The organism is Hyalangium sp., from assembly GCF_035629615.1.
Taxonomy (GTDB): Bacteria; Myxococcota; Myxococcia; order Myxococcales; family Myxococcaceae; genus Hyalangium.
On record NZ_DASPHO010000499.1, the window covers coordinates 1 to 3690 of the forward strand.

Sequence of the window (3690 nt, forward strand, 5' to 3'; positions counted from 1 at the left end):
CTGGAGAGCCGCGCAGAGTGGGGCGATGGACGCGAGGCCCTCACAGCCAGAGCTATCGGGATCCGGAACGGATCTCTTGGATTTCATCCTGGAAGACGTCCAGCTCTTGAAGCAGAGCCTGACCGAGCCGCGGAGCTTCGCCGTGATCATGGCCGGCATGAACGCTGCAACATGAATCAACGAGCAGATGGGCAGCGCATCCGCGTGCATGGAACCGACGGGTACGTGGAAATCCTGGCATGAGGCAGATGCCGTCTTCTCGTCACGTCCGACCCGGGTCATTCCCGGTGTCGAACGACTTTGTCCTGAATGGCGGCAAGCCGTCCCTGAAGACAACCTTCGCCACCTCCAACGGCGGCGGCAATAGCGTGTACATGGGCGGGATGATCTGCGACTCGCGTGGCTACTGGGGCTTTTTCACGCCGAGCACCTTCAGCCGATACGACAATGTCCGCACCGGCATGCCCAGCTTCCTCGCGGCTTCCGCCCGATTCCAGCCGGTCGCGGCGAGGGCCTCCTGGAGCATCCTGGCCTCGAACTGATGCACCTTCTCGCGCGCCTGCTCCGACTCCGGAGCCCCCGGAGCGGAGGCCTTGCTCGCACCCGCTTCGGGGCTGCGCCCTCCTGTTCGCACTCGCGCGGGCAGATCTTCTGACCCGATGAGTGCTCCCTGAGTGACAACCACCGCGCGTTCGATCACGTTTCGCAGCTCACGCACGTTGCCGGGCCACGAGTAGGCCTTGAGAAGCGCGAGCGCCTCCGGGGAAAGGCCCTCGGCTCGGCGACCATTGGCCTTGTTGGCCGCGTGCAGGAACCTCCGTGCCAGCGGCTCGATCTCGTCCTGGCGCTCACGGAGCGGGGGGATCTCGATGACCACGCCGCTGAGCCGGTAATAGAGATCGGACCGGAACGTGCCCTCCTCCGCCATGGCCTCGAGGTCGCGGTGCGTCGCCGCCACGATGCGCACGTCGACTTGGATCTCACGGTTCGAGCCCACACGGTTGAAGGCACCCACCTCGAGGACGCGCAGCAGCGAGGCTTGCGCCGCGGGTGGGAGCTCGCCGATCTCGTCCAGGAAGACCGTGCCGCCATCGGCCTCCTCGAACACGCCCTTCTGCTGTTGCAGGGCTCCGGTGAAGGCCCCACGCTCGTGCCCGAAGAGGGTGCTCTCGACCAGGTCCTTGGGGATCGCCCCGCAGTTGACGCGGACGATGCGTCGGCCCTTGCGCGGACCGCTCTCGTGGATGAGCTGTGCGAGCACCTCCTTGCCCGTCCCGGTCTCGCCGTGAAAGATGACCGGGATGCGCGAGGTGGCGACGCTGGCCACCGTCTCGAGCACCGGGCGCATCGCCTGGCCAGCGATGAGCGCTCCCTCCGGGCCTTGCTCCCGTGCGGGCAATCCCGCCGGGTTGCTCTCCACGGGATGTCCGGGCGAGGCCCGGTGGGCGGCCTCGCGAGCGGCCTCGAACAACTCGTCCGCGGTGCCGCCAGAAGCAGGGTAGAGGGCAAGGCCCACGAGCAGCTGCCTGCCCCCGCCAGCGCCTGAGGCCCTCATGGCCCGGGCGATGCGATGGGCCTCCTCGGCGCCGGTCTCCGGGAGCAGCACCTCGAGCGCGCTGGAGCCGTAGAGTGCCATGGGATCGACCGGGCGGAGGTGACTGCGCACGGCTTCGATCCAAGCGCCATCTTCCGGCACGGGTGCGGGAGTACCGCCTGGGGAGCGCACGCGCACCAGGAGCAGGGCGAAAGGGCGGCGAAACTGCCGGGCGCGCGTGAGCTCCTCCTCCAGGTGGTGGCGGATCAGCTCCTCCCGGATGATGCCCAAGGAGTCCCCGTTGGCCCCGAGGGCTTGCACCTGAAGGGCCACGCCGCCCAGGACGATCTCGTCGCCGATCGTGAGCTCGACGCGGGCGACGCGGCTGCCAGCGAAGAAGATGCCGTTCTTCGAGCCGAGGTCCTCCACCAGCACCCGCGAGCCGGAGAGGAGAAACCGGGCGTGCTCTCGTGACAGGGTCGGGTCATCGATGCGGAGCCCCGCCTCCGGAGCGCGCCCCACGATGAGCGGTTTGTCCGGCGAGAGCAGGCGCGTCACCTTGTTTCCAGCGGGGTTCGAGATCAGCGCGACGCGCAGCCGGAGTGCCGGTGGGTATGCACGAACCAGGAGCCCCTCCATGCTCGCGGTCTCTTGAGCGTCAACCTGAGCTGATGGGTCCTTCGGCATGGGCTCCCTTCCCATTGCGGACAGAGCTTTTGTCACGGCAAGTGCAGGTCGAAGCCGAGCCCCGCCTGGACGGTGACGGCGAAGCGATGGCGATCGGCCCGGCTGATGAAGAAGTAATCGGCTCCCACATCTACCACGCCCACCAGGCCGGCTGGCAGCGCGAGGCGCCCCCCCAACACGGGCCCTGCGCCATAGGTGTCGATCCCGGGCAGCAGGCTGGCTCGCAAGCCCAGGAAGGGCCGCAAGACGCCGTCGCCTGGCCGCACGCCGCCTTGGACATGGAAGACAGGGGGAGCGCCCAGCAGCACGCGGACGCTGCCTTCCAGGGACTTGCGATGGAAGGCAAGTCCTGCTCCCAGGCTCCCTTGACGATCCACCGCATCAAAGAGGCCGAGCACCTCGGGTCTCAGATGGCTGGGAACGGCAAGGGCGGCACGGCGCCGCTCTTCCGCTCGCGCCTCTTGAAGCGCTGCCTCTTGCGTGGCGAGCTGCCGCTCGGACTCGACCTTCTGGCGGAGGGTCTCGGCGAGCACCACCAAATCTGGCGGGAAGCGCACGGGATCCACCCGCTGCTCGGGGTGCTCACGTGCCAGCACCTCCAGCGCCTTCAGCGCCTCCTCTTCCCGACCCAGGGCGTACAGCGAGGCGGCCAGGTAGACACGCGCCAGCGCCTGGCTCGCGGGGGGGAGTTGGGGGGCGGCCAGCTCCTGCTCGAAGAGCCGGGCCGCTGCCTCGAAGTCCCCCTCCTCGTAGCGTTCAATCCCTGCCTTCTGCGCCCAGGCGGACCCGGAGACGAGCAGGAGAGACAGCAGCAGGAACAGCCCGGGGCGGAGCTTCATGGTGTGGGAGGCGGAGCTTCGGTGACCAGCGCCGCGGTGTGCCGCAGCGTGCCGCCGGCGGGAATGACGAGCGTTCGCCGGTAGCTCGCGAAGGCCGGGTTGCGGAGCTCGAGCTCATGCTCACCCGAGGCCAGCGTGTAGCTCTGGCTGGGGGGCGCACGCCCCAACTTCTTTCCATCCACCCAGACCTCCGCCCAGGTCCCTCTCATCACGAGATGGAGGGTACCGGTGGCCGCTGGCTGTGGAGCGGGCTCAGGTGGAGCGGAGGATGGCTGGACGGAAGCGATGGGAGTGGCAACGGGCGGGGGAGACAGGGACGCCTTCTTCCTGGCGGAGGAGGGCGCGGTCCCTCCACGCCTGGCTGTCGCTGGCGGCGACGGAGCCGGAGCCTGTATCGGCTCAGGCTCGGGACGCGGCGCACTGGCCACCGGCTCGGAAAGGGAGGTGCTTGTCACGGGCTGAACCACGGGTGGGGGCGCGGAGCTGAGGGAGGCCGGTGTCGCGGACTCGCGAGCCATGACCGTGCCCACCCCCAACGCCAGGCTCAGGACGCCGCCTGCCACCGCGCCCCACCTCCAGCGCGAGCCGCGCTTGGGAAGCGCTGCGAGTGGCTCTGCCTTGGGGCCCGGC

At 68.9% G+C, this 3690-nt stretch carries 3 protein-coding genes; all 3 read right to left on the reverse strand.

Annotation, left to right across the window (positions count from 1 at the left end; genetic code table 11):
- Positions 1-403: 403 nt before the first annotated feature.
- The 3 genes from VD972_RS25585 to VD972_RS25595 all read right to left on the reverse strand — a co-directional run bounded on the left by VD972_RS25585 (position 404) and on the right by VD972_RS25595 (position 3242).
- Entirely contained in the window at positions 404-2173 is a 1770-nt protein-coding gene (locus tag VD972_RS25585; RefSeq protein WP_324991320.1) for a sigma 54-interacting transcriptional regulator, read from the reverse strand.
- 80 nt (positions 2174-2253) lie between these two features.
- Positions 2254-3060, reverse strand: a complete 807-nt coding sequence (locus tag VD972_RS25590; protein WP_324991321.1) for a tetratricopeptide repeat protein — start codon at positions 3058-3060, stop codon at positions 2254-2256.
- Entirely contained in the window at positions 3057-3242 is a 186-nt protein-coding gene (locus VD972_RS25595; protein ID WP_324991323.1) for a PEGA domain-containing protein, read from the reverse strand. Before VD972_RS25595 ends, VD972_RS25590 begins: the two co-directional genes overlap by 4 nt.
- Positions 3243-3690: the final 448 nt, after the last annotated feature.

Excerpts from the sequence above, each read along its gene's own strand:
- VD972_RS25585 (WP_324991320.1), bottom strand. The coding sequence starts at position 2,173 with ATGGAGGGGCTCCTGGTTCGTGCATACCCACCGGCACTCCGGCTGCGC.
- VD972_RS25590 (WP_324991321.1), bottom strand. The coding sequence starts at position 3,060 with ATGAAGCTCCGCCCCGGGCTGTTCCTGCTGCTGTCTCTCCTGCTCGTC.